The following is a 17377-nucleotide window of genomic DNA, read 5'->3' on the forward strand; positions in this document are numbered from 1 at the left end:
GATGATGACCAAAACAGGATTCAATCTGGCGGCTCTTCAATTTAGTGAACAAGATTTTCTGGATGCAGGTCCGATCGCGGTCAATGAGCTGCGAGATTCGGATATTGCAGTCATCGGAATGAGCTGCAAAATTGCCGAAAGTGAAAATGTAGCTCAGTTTTGGGAGCTTCTACGGGCGGGGCAGGACGCTATACGTCCTTTTCCTGCCAGTCGCAAAAAGGAGCTGGAGAGTCTCTTCCAAGTCGGACTGTTGAATGAACAAACGGCACTAAATGAAGGTGGGTTTTTGGAGGAGATCGACAAGTTTGATTATCCCTTTTTTCAACTTTCTCCAGCAGAAGCACGGTTAATGGACCCGAACCAGCGGTTATTTTTGGAGTCTGCTTGGACTGCGATCGAAGATGCGGGATACGGGGGCAACAAGCTCTCTGGTAGCCGGACGGGAGTCTATGTGGGCTACAGTAGTGATTTTGGCGAGGAGTACAAGCGTTTTGTAGCAGAAATGGCGCCTTCCTTAGCTTCCTCAGCGATTCCAGGCAATATCCATTCTATGATTGCCAGTCGAATTGCCTATCTATTGGACTTAAAAGGACCCAGTCTGTTGGTGGATACAGCATGTTCTTCTTCTCTGGTAGCTATTCACCTAGCCTGTCGGGATTTGCGGCACGGGGATTGCGATACGGCGATTGCTGGGGGAGTAAAAGTTACACTCGTGCCTGTAAAAGAGGGAAAAGGCGGGGGGCTGGGGGTAGGCTCCTCGGATGACCGGACGAGAACATTCGATAGCATTTCGGATGGCACAGGCGGGGGAGAAGGTGTAGCTGCTGTTCTGCTCAAGCCCTTGAAGCGGGCCATTCAGGATCACGATCATATTTATGCTGTCATTAAAGGAAGTGCTGTGAACAATGACGGGACTTCCGCCGGGATTACGGCGCCCAATTCGCTGGCCGGAGAGGATGTCATTGTACGGGCCTGGAAGGATGCTGGGATTGACCCGGATACCATTACATATATCGAAGCTCACGGAACAGGCACCAAGCTGGGTGATCCAGTAGAGATTGATGGTATACGGAGAGCCTTTCGGCAGTATACCGACCGGAAGCAATTTTGTGCCATAGGCTCAGTCAAAACTAATGTGGGTCACTTGGATAACAGTGCGGGAATCACGGGCTTTTTGAAAGCAGTACTTGCTTTGAAGCATACAGAAATCCCGGCGAGCCTGCACTTCACTTGCCCGAACCCGAACATCAGCTTTATTGATTCACCTGTATATGTGAACGATAAGCTGCAATCTTGGCCTAAGGAGAATTTTCCGCGACGCTGCGGAGTAAGCTCGTTCGGTCTGAGTGGTACGAACTGTCATGTCGTTCTGGAGGAAGCCCCGGCTTGGGCTGATATGCAGGACGGTGGTCAGTTGGGACAGGGAACCGCAGAGACGATTCAGCTTTTTACGTTGTCCGCCAAAAATGAAACAGTGCTTGCAGCCTATGTGAAGCAATATCAGCAATATGTCACAGAACCCCAAGCCTATCCGTTACGCGATCTTTGTTACACCGCCAATACGGGACGGGGGCACCATAGCTATCGTTTGGCGATTTTGTGCCAAGACTGGGCTGATCTGGGGGCAAAACTGGCCCAGATTCAGACCTCTGCCTTCGGCTTCAGCGGACAAGCACAACAAGGAGAGCTTATACCGGGCGTATATTTTGGACGTCATAAGGTGGTATCTGCCCAAAAGGAAAAAGAAGCGGGTGAGCTTACGCTGGAGGAATCCAGAAGTCTGACAGCTGCAGCCCAAGAGAAACTGACCCAGTCCCCAATCGAATTTCACACCCTGAATTCTCTGTGCCGTATGTATGTTGAGGGGGCAGATGTGGAATGGGAGAGGTTATATGAAGGCAAAGCTTGCCACAGACGAAGCATTCCCACCTATCCTTTTGAACCTAAGCGATGCTGGGTGGAAGTAGAGGAAAAGGCTATAGCCTCGCAAGCTTCCCAAGTTCGTAAATTCACAGAGTTGGAAAAAATGCACCCGCTTTTGGATCGTTGTTTGGCAGAAACCGAGGGACAGGATATTTATCTGACACGCTTCTCTGTGGGGAGTCATTGGGTACTAAGCGAGCACAAGATAATGGAAAGCTGTATTGTACCGGGAACCACTTATCTGGAAATGGTTAGAGCAGGGCTGGAAAAATACAAGCGTCCAGGCAAGGTGCTGGAACTGTATGACGTTCAGTTTATTTCTCCGCTCATTTTGGACGTAGAGGAAGAAAGAGAAGTACACACCATTTTGCAGCAGGAAGGTGAGACGTTTTCGTTTAAGGTGATAAGCCGAACGGGACTCTCAACTCAGCCGTGGGAACAGAATTGGGTAAGACATGCACAGGGGCAGGCGATGTTTGTACAGGCTAGCCACCCTGTTATGAGTCTGGACGATATTCGAACTGAATGTAACGACCAGGAAGTAGTAGTGGGCGAAAATCACGCTGAAGCAGCCGCTGCCTTTTCATTCGGTCCGCGATGGGAGACATTGCGGACGATTGCAATTGGAACGGACCAAGTGCTGGCTGGACTGGAGCTACCCGCAGCCTATCATATGGACTTGAGCCATTACGTGCTTCATCCGGCTTTGTTGGATGTGGCAGTCGGGGTAGCAAGCCAGAGCTTGGGAAATGGTCTGTTCTTGCCATTTTCATATCAAAAGCTGCGTATTTACGACTCACTCCCACAGCACTTTTACAGCTATCTGCGTAAAAAAAGCAAGGTTAGAGAAAGTGGAGAAATTTTAACGGTAGATGTGCTCATACTGGATGCTGAAGGTCAGGTACTGGTGGAAATTGAAGACTATGCTGTCAAACGTGTGCACGAGGCGGATTTCAAACGAAATCGGTACACAGAACATCATAAATACCATCAGCTTGTATGGAAAAAGGAGGAAAAAGCATATGCCGAGCATGAAGCAGACACAGCAACCCGGACCACAAATAATTCGGTATTCTCCGCACCGCTGGAAACGATTTTATTATTCACAGATAACCGTCCGATCGGTGTAACGCTGCGTGGACAGTTGGCCCAAGAAGGGTATGATGTGGTCGAAGTAAAGCGAGGAGCCAGCTTTGCTAAACTGTCAGACCATGCTTACTTTTCTAATGGTACCGAGGAAGATCATATACACCTGTTGACAGAGGTGCGATGCCGGAACGCTAAGAACCTGATATATCTCTGGAGCGGGCAGTCTATGGTTCAGCTATTTCATCTGGCCAAGGCAATCACACAGACCAAGCCTGCTGTTCAGGAACTGACAGTGATCGCTGAGCAGGCTTATCAAGTGAACGGATTGGAAAATGAATTACAGCCGGAACATGCGGGCTTGTTTGGACTGGCCCGGGTCATCGGTCAGGAATATCCCGATTTGACTTGCCGTTGTCTTGATATAGATACGAACACCCGGATTTCCGACATCACTCACTCCTTATGGCACGGAAATGATGATACATTTCTGACCGCTTGGCGTAACGGAGAACGTTATGTAGAGCAAATTGAGCCCGTGGATTTGATGGAAAGTAAGGCTGACCCGATTACGATCAGACCGCAGGGAGTCTATGTTATTACTGGTGGTACTGGCGGGCTGGGGTTGGCAGTCGGCCAATGGCTTGCTACGAAAGGGAAGGTCACGCTGGGATTACTGGGTCGCACACCATTGCCACCCAAAGAGCAATGGGAAACCATTGCATACGCAGATTCGAACATCAGTCCAAACTTTAGGCAGAGTTCAAAGCCAAATATGAATACAAGAATGCTGAATACGATTACCGCCTTGCTGGAATTGGAGCGGCAGGGAGCTCAGGTAGAATATTATGCTGTCGATGTAGCTGACGAGGCGGCTATGAAGCAAGCCATGAATGAATTTCGCCACAAGTATGGGGCTATTCACGGCATCATCCATGCTGCGGGTGTGGCAGGAGACGGTTATATGGCGCTCAAGAGTCAGGACCGCTTCAACGAGGTATTGGCTCCCAAGATAACAGGCACACATGTGCTTGACCGAATTACAGCTTCGGATACACTGGACTTTTTTATTCTTTTTTCATCCGTCACTTCGCTGACGGGTGGACCAGGACAAAGCGACTATACGGCGGCCAATGCTTATCTGGATGCCTTTGCCGAGTGGCGGAATCAATCCGGCCATCGCACACTTTCCATCAACTGGGCTCCTTGGCAGGAAACCGGGATGGCTTTTGAGCACAAGGTTGATTTCCAGGAGAGCTTATTCCATGCTCTGTCCACACAAGAAGGACTGGCCGCTTTTGAACAATTATTGCTTCATCCCGTTTCGCGTGTCATTGTGGGCGGATTGCACTACGCTCAGGTGGCCGCGCTCGATTCTACTGCCATTCCTTTCGGCTTATCTCATGAAATGCGCGCTATTTTGGAACGTCATCGTCGGCTTCTACATAATCATGCGGTCATGTCATCCGATGCTGTGCGTCGTCCTGTACAGCTGCATGGTCGAGGGACAGGAGAATACAGCTCATCGGAAAAGGTGATCGCGAGCATATGGGCGGATGTGCTGGGGCTTGATGAGCTGAACATCTATGACAGCTTTTATGAGCTGGGAGGAGACTCCCTGATTGCCAGTAAAATGGTGGGACAGATGAATCAGAGCTTGTCTACAAAAGTGGATATCAGCGATATTTTCAATTATATGACGGTCCACGAATTAGCCCTGTATACGGATGGAGAAGCGAAGCAGCCCCTTCTGGCAGAAACGGAGCTGCCTTCACCCCGATCAGCCGGCTCAAATCTGATTATTCGTCCGCCGCAACAACGCGAGGTGTATCCTGCTTCATCGACACAGCGTCGATTTTATATGATGCGTCAGATGGCAGGGCACAGTACTTTGAACAACCTATGCAGTGCGATGACCATCACGGGTGATCTGGATCATCATCGGTTGGAGGAAGCCATATATGCGGTGATTCAGCGTCACAGTTCTCTGCGCACCGCTTATGAACTGCGGGATAACGAACTGGTACAGATCGTGTATCCAGAGGTAGATTTTTCGCTGGAATATAGTGAAGGGGATGGGCGCGAGTTGGAGGCGTATGTGGACGAATTTATCCGTCCCTTTGATCTGAATTGCGCGCCGCTTTTAAAGGCAAAGCTGGTCCAGCTGGAGGAGAATGTTCACCTCTTTCTGTGTGATGTTGACCATATTGCAGCCGATGGAGCCTCAATTGGTATTTTATTAAGTGAAATGATACAGGGCTATTCGGGATATGATCTATCGCAACTGCCTATGCAATATACCGATTTTATACTTTGGCAAAATCAGCGTCTGGACAGTGCCGAGATGAAAAAGCAGGAGGAATACTGGCTGGACGTATTTAAGGGAACGCTGCCTGTACTTGATTTGCCTACAGATGAGCCGCGGGCCGCGCAAATGAGCAATGCCGGGGATGTTTATACATTTGAGCTAAGCGAGGAACTAACAGCTTTGGCAAAAGAAACAGCGGTACAGCACGGGGTTACGCTTTTTATGCTTCTGTACGCTGTTTATAGTACATTATTGGCAAAATATGCGAATCAGGAAGATATCATCATTGGCACGCCAAGCGCAGGCCGTCAATCCGAAGAGACTCAGCACATGATTGGGCTGTTCATCAATACACTGGCCCTGCGGACTGTACCATCCGAAGATAAGCCGTTCTCGACCTATTTGCAGGAGGTTAAGAAACACGCGCTTGAAGCATATAAGCATGAGGATTATCCCTTTGAAATGCTGCTGAATCAGCTTGACGTGCCGCGAGACCGGAGCCGAAATCCGTTATTTGATGTTCAGTTTATTTCCCAGAACTTTAAGGGGGAACCGATGAGCATCGACGGGCTTTGCTTTACTCCGTTGGAAGCTAAAATGGAGGCTGTACAAGTTGATCTAACGGTCATATGGCTTGAAAATGAAGGCAGGCTGCGTTTTCACTTTGAATATGCGACCCAATTGTTCAAGGAAGAGACCATACGTCGACTTGCCACTTATTACGAAAATCTTTTACAAGAAGTCGTTGCGGATGCTACACGCCCGATTGGCCTCATTTCCATGAATCATGCGGAAGAAAAGCAGCGATCCCTGTACGAGTGGAATCAAACCCAGGTGGATTATCCGCAGGAAAAGCTGGTTCACCAGTGGTTTGAAGAACAGGCTGAACAGCACCCTGATCGGATTGCTGCCGTTTATGGGCAGCATTCACTGACATACAGACAATTGAATACTAGAGCGAATCAGCTAGCGCGGCACTTGCTTGCCTATCAGTTGGCACCAGACCAAGCTGTTGGTATTTTGGTCCCCCGTTCGCTGGATATGCTGACCAGCATGCTTGCTGTACTTAAAGCAGGAGCAGCCTATGTCCCTATGGACCCGGAACATCCGACGGAGCGGGTGGCCTACATGATGGAGGACAGTGGCGCAACTGTGCTCCTAACTTCTGTGGAAAGTGTCAGCATAACCTCACTTTGTTTTACAGGGGCTGTTGTTGATGTAAGTGATCCGGCCTTGTACAGCGGAGATGCGGATAATATAGCTTTGGCGGGCAAGGAGCTTCGGGCCTCTCACCATCTGGCGTATATTTTGTACACGTCGGGATCATCCGGTAAGCCCAAAGGTGTGATGGTAGAGCACAGAAATGTAACGAATTATATCACGGCTTTTCAGCATGAGTTCCACTTAACGGCTGAAGACGTGGTGCTCCAGCAGGCAGCCATTACCTTTGATGCATCCGTGGAGGAAATATACCCTACATTGGCAGCAGGTGGAACGCTGGCTATGGTTTCTCGGGATGAACTGAAGGACATCCAATTGCTCAATCAATTCATTCGCCGGCAGCAAGTGACAGTGGTCAGTGCCTCGCCATTTATTTTGAATGAGCTGAATCAACTGCCCCCTTTCCCGCATATTCGTGTTTATATTAGCGGTGGGGATGTGCTGAAAAGTGAATATGTTACCCAGTTGTTGCGCTCCGCAAAGGTCTACAATACGTACGGACCGACAGAAGCGACCGTCTGTGCGACCTATTATCGTGTGCCGGATACTCCAGATGTTCATCCGCTGCCTATCGGACGACCTGTTGCCAATGCTGCGGTATACATCATGAATCGCAATAGTACGGATGTTATGCCTATCGGGGTACCCGGTGAAATCTGTATCTCAGGCCGGGGGGTTACACGCGGCTACATGAACCGCCCCGAACTGACGGAGCAGCAGTTTGTAGCAAACCCATGGATACCAGGCGAGCGGATGTACAAAACGGGTGATCTGGGCAGATACCTCGAAGATGGGCAAATTCAATTTTTAGGAAGAAAAGATCAGCAGGTTAAAGTACGGGGCTACCGTATCGAACCGGGCGAGATTGAAAAATCGTTGCTCCAGCACCCGCATATACAGGATGGGGTTGTGCTGGTGCAGGAAGTTCTACCAGGTATGCAAGAGCTATGCGCCTACATCGTGACGGATCAGGAGTTATCGGTGGCAGAACTGAAGACCCATCTGTCGGCAACCTTGCCTGATTATATGATTCCGTCTTACTTTGTTCGAGTCGATGCAATCCCGTTAACACATCATGGAAAAATCGATCGTCATGCTTTACCGCAGGTAAATGAAAGCATCAAGGTCGGCACGACCTATGTACAGCCAGCTACACTTTTAGAAGAGCGCCTGGTTGAGCTTTGGTCGGAAATCCTGCACCGGGAGCAGATTGGTACACAGGATGATTTTTTCCTGCTGGGTGGACAATCCTTACTGGCAACCAAGCTGGTCTATCTTATTAATCAAGAATGGAATGTAAATCTGTCGCTGCGTGATTTCTTCCGGGCAGGCACGGTTCAAGGATTAGCGAAACGGATAGAAGAAATTCAATCAGGCCGTGAACATGGAGTATTAGTGGAACAAGACGGATTAATTAAGCCCTTTGATCTCCGGCAAAAGCCGTTGTTCCGCATTCAGGTTATTCATCAGCCCGCAAACCGTCATTTGCTGTTCATTGATATGCATCATATTATTACGGACGGTCTTTCTCAGGAGATTATCGTCGAGGAATTCGCCCGTTTATACGGTGGCATGAACTTGCCGGAATTGATGATCCAGTATAAAGACTACGCTGTGTGGCAACGTGAGTTTATGAACAGTACCGAATTCCGGCAGCAGGAGCAGTTTTGGCTAGAGCTTTTTCAAGGGGAAATTACAGAACTGCAATTGCCTACGGATTATTCACGCCCCGATGTGAGAAGAGGTGAAGGACGAGCCGTTCATTTTGAGCTGGATCAGGAATGGACGTGGAGATTAAAACGCTTTGCCCTGCAACAAAATGCCACAGTATTTATGGTTTTATTGGCGGTCTACAACCTATTGCTGGCCAAAGCCAGCGGGCAGGAAGATATTATCGTCGGTATTCCGGTATCCGGCAGAACCCATGCGAGTCTGAGTCCCCTGGTGGGTATGTTCGTCAATACGTTAGCCCTTCGCAACACGCCGAAGAAGGACATGACGGTGCAGGATTTTTTAGTGCAAGTCAAGGAACATTCTCTTCAGGCTTTTGAGCATCAGGACTATCCATTTGAGCAACTGGTTGAGAAGCTGAATTTGGCTGGTCGAACAAGCCGTAATCCGCTGTTCGATACCATGTTTGCAATATTGAACGAGTCTTCCCGTACCATCGTGGAATTACCTGGCCTGAAATTGACCCCATGTGATGAGGTGGAATATACAGGAGCACAATTTGATTTAACATTTACCGCAGCCATGACCGACCAGCATATCGAATGTATCCTTCAATACGATGTAGATCTCTTTACTGAGGAGACGGTTGAACGCTTGAGCCGGGAATATCTTCAAATTTTACGTTCGATCCTTATCAATCCACAGCAAAAGATTGGAGAGCTTCGAATAGAAGAGGTGGCTGTTAACCCGAATGAGCATTACCAAGAGAAAGAGCTTGAGCCCGCAGATATCCATAAGGAAGAGGGCTGGACGAATGAGCTTGCGGTTGCACTTTCGGATTCGGTGAGTGAGGCAGAATGGAAGACGCTCGTCCACGATTTCAACCAGACAGAGATGGATATGGGATCTATAAAGCTATTGCATCAATACTTTGAGGATCAAGCAAGTCGTAACCCTGAACAGATCGCTCTTATTTCCGGTCAACAGCAGATCAGCTACCAGGAAATGAATCGGCGGGCGAATCTGGTCGCACATACTTTACTAGACTCCGGCACCCAGCCAGAGCAAGTAGTAGCTATAGTTATGGAGCGCTCACCGGAAATGATTGTTGCTTTGTTAGGCGTGTTAAAAGCAGGGGCGGCATATCTTCCCATCCATCCAGCCGATCCGAAGGAACGGATTCGCTATATCCTGGCAGACGCTGGTGCCGAGTGGATTCTGACCCATCAGCGCTGCCATGACAACTGGATGGATGAAGAAATTCAGCGGGTCATCGACGTTGATTTATTGTGTCAGGATCAGCAAGAACGCGGTAATCCAGAGCTTGCCATTCAGCCTGATCATCTGGCCTATGTCATCTTTACCTCCGGCTCAACCGGGCAGCCCAAAGGGGTAATGGTGGAACACCACGCCTTTAGTTCACGAGTGGTATGGCTAGTACAACAGCTTGAATTAAGTGAGCAGGACACAGTGCTGCAAAAAGCATCCTATACCTTTGATGGTTCCATCGTCGAACTGTTCAGCTGGTTTATGGGCGCAGGACGATTGGTATTACTGGAGGCTGGTGCAGAAACGGATACCCGTCAAATGCTGGATACCATTCACCTGCATCAGGTTACGGTGGCTTTCTTCATTCCTACTGTGCTGCAGATGTTTTTGTCAGAGCTTTCAGTCGAGGATACGCTTCAGGCAGCCACTTTGCGTTGGGTCATGTCAGGGGGCGAACCGTTAGGCCAGGAGCAAGTGCGAAACTTTAATCTAAAGTTCCCGGAGGCAAAATTACTAAATCTGTATGGACCTACGGAAGCCAGTGTGTTTGCAACAGCCTATACGTGTACATCCGTATCCCCGGAAGGTCCGATTTCCATCGGACGACCCGTGGGCAATACTCGGGCCTATATCCTAAACCAGAAGCTGGCATTGGTAGGTTTGGGACAGGTAGGAGAGCTTTGTCTGGGTGGTTGCCATCTGGCACGCGGGTATGTACATCTGGATGAACTTACGGCAGAGCGTTTTATCCCCAATCCTTTTGTACCTGGTGAGCGAATCTATCGTACAGGCGATCTTGCCCGTATGCTGCCTAGCGGCGAGATTGTTTACTTGGGACGGTCGGATCAAATGGTGAAAATCGGGGGCTACCGAATTGAGACGGGCGAGATTGAAACAGCTCTTTTGCAAAATCCGGCGATTCAACAGGCAGCCGTGCTGGATTGGATAGATGAGCAGAGCAACAAGTATTTGTGCGCTTATCTGGTTGTGCAAACCGACTGTACCGTTCGAGATTTAAGGGCATTTTTGCTGGAACGATTGCCGGAATATATGATCCCTTTACGTTTTATGAGGGTCGAGAACATGCCCCTTGGTTCAAGCGGAAAGCTGGACCGTAAGGCGTTAGATGCCTTGGGGATAGAGCTGCCTTCCGGAAAAGAGCTTACACCGCCACGTAACGAAATGGAACGGAAGCTGGTCCTGTTGTGGGCGGACATTTTCAAAACAGGTGCAGTAGGTATAGATGATCATTTCTTTGAGTTCGGTGGAGACTCGTTGCTGGCTCACCAGTTTATTTTGCGTGTGCGTCAAACGTTGGCCATTGAGATGACTTTAAAAGATCTTTTTGCAGCTCCGACCATTCGACAACTTTCGGATCTCATAAGCTCCAGAAGAATTGAATACCATCACGAGGTTGAAGAGACGGTCTGTTCCTTGATTCCTGCCGCCGCTCCGAGTGCCTATTATCCAGCCTCATCTGCTCAAATGCGTCTTTTTATGATGCACGAGCTGAATCCAGAGGATCTGAGTTACAACCTACCAGGCGCTATTATGCTGGAAGGAGAGCTGGACATCGCCAAACTTCAAGAAGCCTTCCAAGCGCTTATTCAGCGTCATGAAGCTTTTAGGACGACATTTGATGTGATCAACGGTGAAATTATCCAGCAGATTCATGAATCTGTTCCATTAAATATTGAGTTTTTTAAAACAGAGGAAACGGAGATTAGCAACATACTTCGGGGCGCTGGAAAGCTAATAAAGGAAGTCGTCCCTGTACAGCAGCATGCACTGTCATCGGTAAAAGTAGAGAAAAAAGAACGCCGACGGAGGGAGATTTAGCATCATGCATTATGAAGGATATGAAACATCTTCGGCGCAAAAGCGGCTATATCTGATAGATGATCTTCTCGGACCTAACATCATCTATAACATGCCCAGCATTCGAATGATTAAAGGCCCGCTGAAGCAGGAGCGATTGTACAGGGCATGGTGTAGGCTGACAGAACGTCATGAGGGCTTGCGAACATCGTTCCTACAAAAGGACGGTGAGGTTTTGCAACTCGTCCATGAATCCATTGACGTATCCATCCCTTATAGAGAACATTCGGGTCAGAGTACGGATAAGCTTGTTAACGAGTTTATCCGTCCATTCAGTCTGCATGAAGTCCCTCTATGGCGGGCTGAGCTAGTATCCTTGGCTGATGAGGAGCTCCTGTTCCTGTTTGATATCCACCATATCATTGCAGACGCGGTAACCATCAACATTATATTTGAAGAGCTGATGGCTCTGTATCACGGGCAGGAGCTTGCTCCATTGGAGTTTCAGTATGTCGATTATACGATCTGGCAAAACGATCAATTAAGCGACATTCATATTCAGAAGCAGGGTGAATTTTGGTTGAACCAATTTACAGAAGATGTCCCGCTGCTGTCGTTGCCTACGGATGGAAAAGGGCTAAGATCCGATTACAGCGGCGGCGTTGTACCGTTTTCTATTAAAGCTGATACAGCTCACTCCTTGCGGGCATTATGCTTGCAGCACAATGTTACGTTGTATATGGTTCTACTCGCCGCATACAGCATCCTTCTGTCCAAATATGCCGGACAGGAGGATCTGGTCATCGGAACACCTGTCGCTGGAAGAACTCATTCAGAGTTTGAAGGGATTGTGGGCATGTTCGTGAACACGCTCGCCTTGCGCCAGAAGCCGCTGGGAAGCAAGCAGTTCTCTGCTTTTCTGGAAGAAGTGGCAGACCGAACCTTCGCTGCTTTTGATCATCAGGATTATCCCTTTGATATGCTGGTGGAGCAGGTCAATCCTGAACGAATCAGCGGCCGCAATCCCTTATTTGATGCATGCTTTGTATTGGAAAATGTACCGCAGCCTGTCGTGCAGGCAACAGAGGTCACGTTTTCTCCTTATAGCTTTGAGCATAAAATCTCAAAATTTGATATCACCTTGTATGCATACGAAATGCAGGAGGGTATAGGGCTGGAATTGGAATATCGCAAAGCGTTGTTTAAGGAGGAAAGCGCCAGCCGCATGCTGCGGCATTTTGCCAGAATTGTCGAGATCATTGGCGAACAACCCGATATTCGGATTGAAGATATTGATATGGTTACAGAAGAGGAACGCACTGTTCTCCTTCATACTTTTAATCAGACCAGCAGCAAAAATGCATATGAAAAAAAATTGCATGGAGTACCCATCCATCGTCTATTCGAACAGCAAGTGATACGGACGCCTGACCATCCAGCTGTGAACTGGAAAGAAAAGCAACTGACGTATGAGGAATTAAATGAACGTGCTAATCAATTAGCTCGGATTTTACGGCAAAAGGGGGTTCAGGCTGAGGATGTAGTTGGAATTTTAGCTACGCCTGCGCTGGAAATGATTGTCGGTATATTGGCTATTTTGAAGGCGGGGGCTGCTTATTTGCCGATTGATCCGCTCTACCCGGATGAACGAATTCAATACCTTTTACAGGATAGCCAGGCGAAAATATGCCTTCTACCAACTGCCAGCACCAGACGTTTTCCTCAGGCGGAAACGCTGCTGCTCACAGACCCGAGTCTATATACGGGAGAGTCCTGTAATCTGGAGGACAACAATCAGGCGCGCAATGTGATGTACATTATTTATACTTCAGGGTCAACAGGACAACCGAAAGGCGTAATGATTGAACATCAATCCTTTGCTCGCCTGGTACTGGAGCCGGGACCGCTGAAGATTACGCCAGAGGATCGAATATTGCAGACGTGTTCCCTGGCCTTTGATGTGTCGGTTTATGAATTGTGGGGAACGCTGCTGAGTGGAGCAACCTTGTATCTCATTGAAAAAGAAGAGCTTTTATCTGCCGACATACTCGGAATGAGGATGGCACAGTATCAAATCACCATGGCATGGTTTACAGCCCCGCTTCTAAATCAGTTGATTGATGATAAACCATCCATCTTCACCGGACTTCGTCTGATCATGACTGGAGGAGATGCCTTGTCTCCCCAGCATATGAAGCTCCTTCGTGCCGCACAGCCGGATTTAACGATTGTGAATGCGTACGGCCCTTCGGAGAATACAATTTTTACGTCGTTTCATACGATTCAAGAAGACTATGACCATAACGTGCCGATTGGCAAGCCTGTCGCCAACACGCAGGTCTATATCTTGAACGCGTCCAATCAACTACAGCCCATTGGTGTGCCGGGTGAGCTGTGTATTGGCGGTGAAGGACTAGCACGTGGCTATTTGGCTCGTGAGGAATTAACGGCATCCAAATTTGTTACGCATCCCTGGTTGCCGGAAGAGCGAATGTACCGTTCCGGAGATTGCGCCCGCTGGCTGGCTGACGGAACGCTTGAATTTTTGGGTCGCATGGACCACCAGGTCAAAATTCGGGGCTTCCGTATTGAAACTGGCGAGATTGAGGCTCGGCTTGCGCACATCGAGGGGATTCAGGAAGCAGTCGTTCTTGTTCGCCAACACAACGATGGGATCAAATACCTCTGTGCTTACTTTGTCTCTGATGTAGAAATGTCACAGGCGGAAGTTCGACTGGAGCTCGCTACGTATTTGCCGGATTACATGATTCCTGTCTGTTTGATTCGGCTTTCTCGTTTGCCACTGAATGTGAATGGCAAAGTGGATCGGAATGCTCTGCCGGAGCCTGATCTTGAAGCACTGCGGGAAAATGAATATGTCCCTCCTTGCAACGAACTGGAACAGGAGCTGGTTCGCATCTGGTCGATGGTTCTGCCCTCGAACCTACCCATGGATCGCATCGGGGTAATGGACAATTTCTTCACCCTGGGAGGGAGCTCGCTCAAGGCTACCAAGCTGGTTTCATTGGTTTTGCGTGAGCTGGGAATCGACCTGCCGCTTACCAAATTATTTACTTACCCTACCATCCGCCAACTGGCAGATGTATTGAATGGAAGGGCGAAAAGTGAGTTTCCGGCCAGAGCAGACACACTAGTCCTTTTAAAGCCAGGTACATCGCAGGATAAGCACCTTTTTTTCATTCATGATGGGAGCTTGGATGTCAGTTGTTACATGGAATTGGTAAACGAACTTACGGCTACATGGAATTATTGGGGCATAAAAATGGATGCTTCGATTCTTGCTGGAAATAAAACAGCTGGAATGAAGGAAGCCGCGCATCGGTATGTAGATCAAATCAAAAGTATTCAAGAGAAAGGTCCCTATTATGTTGCCGGGTGGAGTATGGGGGGAACGATTGCTTTTGAAATGACCCGCCAATTGGAAGAGCGGGAAGAACGTGTTGAACTCTTGACGATTCTGGACACACTGCCACCTTTGAAGTATGGCAAGGAAGATCATTGGGACCGTCATATTCAAGAGCTGGAAAGAATGGACGAAGATTTGGATTTATCGCTGTGGAAGCGCGCATTTCCAGCCAGTGTACTTCCCTTGCTGCCTGAATTCCATGAGTTGGGACGGAATGAATTACTAGAACGCTTTAAAAGCGTAAACCATTGGGTAAAAATGCAGCATGTTTACCAGCCAGATCGAGTTGTAACAGCCCCTGTATGTTTGTTTATTTCAGAACATACCTGGGAATTAGGATATAAAGGATGGGAAATGTATTGTAGGGGGGAAATGTATACCCATAAAGTGCCTGGCGATCATTTTTCCATCGTAAAAGGCGCTCAAGCCGTATCTGTAGGTTTGGTACTGAATACATTTTTGAGGTAAAAATATGCTCCTGCCTGAAGGTTGAGGACCACAGGCAGGAGCTTTTATTTGATATGAACGTGTGAGTTGATTTGTAATATTAATTAACATGATGTATAAAAACATATGGTAATGTATGAAAAAACCCCTTGTCTGCTTCCAGATTTTATAGTAAAGTATCCAATAATCAACTTTGTATGAAACTAATATTCACTACCTGTGAGTATTTATCACACATTCTCCATGACCTAACACAATCCTCTTCCCTTTTATGATATTACATCTATTCCATTACCCTACTGCATCTCTAACACCACTAGATTATAAATGCTTTCTGTGCCTGTATCCTTCAAAAAAAGCCTGTCCAGAACCTACATACCTTCCCTACTATTACACCTATTTGATGAACTCGGAACTTGGGACTACAGCTTGAGGACAAGCTTGTCATGCCAATCCAAAGGAATTGGTATTCATCCGGTATCAACGAATTAACAATATATAAGGTGCGAAAGGGGTTCGCTGCATGAGCAAAAAGTACGTAAAACACAAAATCTGGACCGTACTGCTGGTACTTGCGCTAGGAACGGTTTTGGTGCTTTCCGGTTGTGGGGGATCAGGTGAAGGAGCAAAACCAAAAGCAGGACAACCGCCAGGTGGAGCGGGAGAAGGCGCGCAAGACACGTTGATCTATGGGCGTGGTGGAGATTCCGTGGCATTAGATCCTGCCATTGTGACTGAAAGCGAGTCGTTAAAAATCGGAATACAGGTGTTCGATACACTACTGGAATACAAGGAAAGTACCACGGAGATTCAGCCGGGGCTCGCAGAGAGCTGGGAAGTATCACCGGACGGACTTGTCTATACGTTCAAGCTGCGTCAGGGCGTAAAATTCCATGACGGAAGTGACTTTAACGCAGAAGCAGTTGTATTTAACTTTGACCGCTGGGTTGATCCAAAAAGTCCATACAAATTTGAGGGTGACTCGTTTGACTATTATGATTCTATGTTTGGGCCTGATGGAAGCAGAGTGATTAAGGAGGTTAAAGCGGTGGATGCGAATACCGTCCAGTTTACACTGAACAAGCCGCAGGCTCCTTTTTTACAAAATATCGCTATGCCATCCTTTAGTATTGCAAGTCCCAAGGCTATTAAGGAGAAAAAGGCTGATTTTAAAAATAATCCGGTCGGCACAGGGCCGTTTGTATTTAAGGAATGGAAACGTAACGATACGATCACCTTGGAAAAGAATCCTACTTATTGGAAAGAAGGACAGCCAAAGCTGGCTAAGGTCATCGTTCGTTCCATTCCAGACAACACTGCGCGATTTAATGCTTTGCAAAACGGGGAAATTGACCTGATGGAAGATTTGAATCCGGATGATGCGAAGCAGTTAGAAGGTAACAGCGAGTTGGTAAAAATCGAACGTCCCTCCTTTAATGTGGCATACATTGGATTTAATTTAAAGAAAAAGACATTTAGTAATCCCAAGGTACGGCAAGCACTGAATCACGCAGTGAACAAACAGGCCATTATTGATGCATTGTTTGCGGGCGAGGCCAAGCCTGCGGTCAATCCGATGCCGCCTACGTTATGGGGATATGACGAAAGCATTCAGGACTACACTTATGATCTAAATAAGGCTAAATCTTTGCTAGCGGAAGCGGGTTTTCCTAACGGACTTCCAGAGCCGTTAACCTTCTATGCAATGCCTGTATCTCGTCCATACATGCCTGACGGCAAAAAGGTAGCAGAGGCCATTCAAGCTGATTTTGAAAAAATAGGAGTCAAAGTCAACATTCAATCTCCAGAATGGGCTACGTATCTGGATGATCTTAAAGCTGGAGAGAAGGATGATCTATACATGTTGGGATGGAATGGGGATAATGGCGACCCGGATAATTTCCTTTACACATTGCTCGACAAGGACACGATCCCAGGCAATAACCGCAGTTTTTATGTGAATGAGGAACTTCACAAAATACTGGTAAAGGCGCAGGTTGAGGTTGATCAAGATAAGCGTGCGGAATTGTATAAACAAGCACAAGTCATTATTAAACAAGATGCACCTTGGATTCCCTTGGTTCACAGCACGCCGTTGATGGCAGGCAAAGCCAATCTTAAGGGTTTTGTACCTTGTCCGGCAGGTATTGAAGCGTACGGTAATATTTATTTTGAATAGCTAAACGCAAGCGGGCGGTGAATAGCAT

Annotated in this window: 3 protein-coding genes; all 3 read left to right on the top strand. The window is 47.8% G+C overall.

The features are described 5' to 3' along the window. The first annotated feature begins 4 nt into the window (after nucleotides 1-4). The 3 genes from ACUC6J_RS05835 to ACUC6J_RS05845 all read left to right on the top strand — a co-directional run bounded on the left by ACUC6J_RS05835 (nucleotide 5) and on the right by ACUC6J_RS05845 (nucleotide 17349). Nucleotides 5-11317 carry an amino acid adenylation domain-containing protein gene (locus ACUC6J_RS05835; RefSeq protein ID WP_447249912.1) on the top strand — a complete coding sequence of 3771 codons (11313 nt, stop codon included), beginning with the start codon at nucleotides 5-7 and terminating at the stop codon, nucleotides 11315-11317. 4 nt (nucleotides 11318-11321) lie between these two features. Further along, nucleotides 11322-15191 carry a non-ribosomal peptide synthetase gene (locus ACUC6J_RS05840; protein WP_447249913.1) on the top strand — a complete coding sequence of 1290 codons (3870 nt, stop codon included), beginning with the start codon at nucleotides 11322-11324 and terminating at the stop codon, nucleotides 15189-15191. Nucleotides 15192-15693: 502 nt separating this feature from the next. Beyond that, nucleotides 15694-17349: an ABC transporter substrate-binding protein gene (locus ACUC6J_RS05845; protein ID WP_257126782.1), complete on the top strand. Its 1656-nt coding sequence runs from the start codon at nucleotides 15694-15696 to the stop codon at nucleotides 17347-17349. Nucleotides 17350-17377: the final 28 nt, after the last annotated feature.

The sequence above is a fragment of the Paenibacillus sp. JJ1683 genome (assembly GCF_053006485.1).

Excerpts from the sequence above, each read along its gene's own strand:
- ACUC6J_RS05835 (WP_447249912.1), top strand. The coding sequence starts at position 5 with ATGACCAAAACAGGATTCAATCTGGCGGCTCTTCAATTTAGTGAACAA.
- ACUC6J_RS05840 (WP_447249913.1), top strand. The coding sequence starts at position 11,322 with ATGCATTATGAAGGATATGAAACATCTTCGGCGCAAAAGCGGCTATAT.
- ACUC6J_RS05845 (WP_257126782.1), top strand. The coding sequence starts at position 15,694 with ATGAGCAAAAAGTACGTAAAACACAAAATCTGGACCGTACTGCTGGTA.